Raw genomic sequence first — 1,384 nt, forward strand, 5'->3', positions numbered from 1 at the left:
CTAAACACATACTCTCAATGAAAATCCGGTCGACGCACAAAAAATTTCGTCCGTTCTCAAGCCGAAGGGAAGGGCGAGAAATAACTAAAACGGATAGCAAGAAAATTGAGGAGAGAAGAAAAGCGAGGAGAAAATTAAGCGTAAGCCGACCATCCCGGTGTGGAGTGGTCGGCGGTGGAATCAGTGGGGTAAGTGATAACGTGCTTTGGGGTGGAAGAGGCCAGCAAAAACGAGGAAATCAATCAAAAGAAGCAACACATAGACAACCATCATCGCGGGCAAACTGAAACTGTAACTGGGCGTTAAGTTTTGCGCACTGGAAGACAGCACCAGCAATAAGTTCACAGCAAGAACGCGAAAGATGCCCAGCCGAGCGGTATCAAACACCTTCCAAATGGCGACAACATTGATAAAGTAAAACTACGCCACTGCCAATACGCTCCGAAAAAGAAGGCATAAGAAACACATACTGAACAAGATAGAAACTGCCTAGCCCAATGGTGCCCCAGAAGGCGTCTTTGATCGCGCTGGGTGGCAAGGGGCGGTATGTTGGTGGCAAAAATACCGGCGATCATCGGGAAGACAAATCCTCCGGGGACGGGGAGATAAATCCAGAGCAAAACGGCCGTCACAAACATCGAAACGCCTTGCAGCACTTTCAAACCATCATCCTTAATGTGCTGTTTTACGCTGCGAGGATAGGAGAAAGGCTTGTGCTGTAGGTGGCGTTGAGCGCGCTCAAAAAGCGGTGATGGAATCAGCGGAGTGATGGGCGTTTTGGCATCAACTGAGCGAGTAGCGCGCCACTTCAGGCAATAGTGGGCGAAGGTTGTGACGATCTTTACAGACACTTTCGAGTAAGTGGGTGATGACCAGAATCTCACGCAACCGCTCTAACCAACTCTTGCTGATAGAACTGCAAATCATAACTGCCGCTGTTTGGTAGCTCCAATAGGTGGTGCAGTTGGTTTTAGACCGATTGTTGCAAGGGCAAAATCTCATCACCAGAAAGTGTGCCCTGCTGTGCCTGTTCGACCGCTGTCTTCAGTGCGGTGTGCAGCGTTGCATAGTGCTGAGTGAACTTACTTTGTGTCGTTACCGGCCAAAAGCAGTTTTGTAGACAAGGATAAACACCCACGATGCCCAATTAGCGTTTCTTGAATCCGTAACATCATGTAGTGAAAGGTATAAATGCTATCAAACTCCATGCAGCAGATGATGGTGCACACGGTGTAACCTTGCACAAAGATATAGCCTCGTTTTCATCACTGGCCATAAAGAGGCTAACGGCAAAGAAAAGAGTATAAAAGCAATAACAAGAAGCGATCTTGTGAAAAAGCGTAATTAAGAACAGCGCGTATCCCGTGCCCATCAGTGCACCTAT

At 47.9% G+C, this 1,384-nt stretch carries 2 protein-coding genes and 1 pseudogene; all 3 read right to left on the bottom strand.

Annotation, left to right across the window (positions count from 1 at the left end; translation table 11 throughout):
* Nucleotides 1-341: 341 nt before the first annotated feature.
* On the bottom strand, nucleotides 342-851 hold the full coding sequence (locus tag CIK04_RS26020; RefSeq protein ID WP_128824708.1) for a hypothetical protein: 510 nt from the start codon (nucleotides 849-851) through the stop codon (nucleotides 342-344).
* Between the two features lie 119 nt (nucleotides 852-970).
* Nucleotides 971-1,147 carry a hypothetical protein gene (locus CIK04_RS32875; protein ID WP_176463432.1) on the bottom strand — a complete coding sequence of 59 codons (177 nt, stop codon included), beginning with the start codon at nucleotides 1,145-1,147 and terminating at the stop codon, nucleotides 971-973.
* Nucleotides 1,148-1,171: 24 nt separating this feature from the next.
* Nucleotides 1,172-1,384: pseudogene (locus CIK04_RS34030) on the bottom strand (hypothetical protein); the annotation flags it as partial.

Source organism: Vibrio sp. 03_296, from assembly GCF_002265885.1.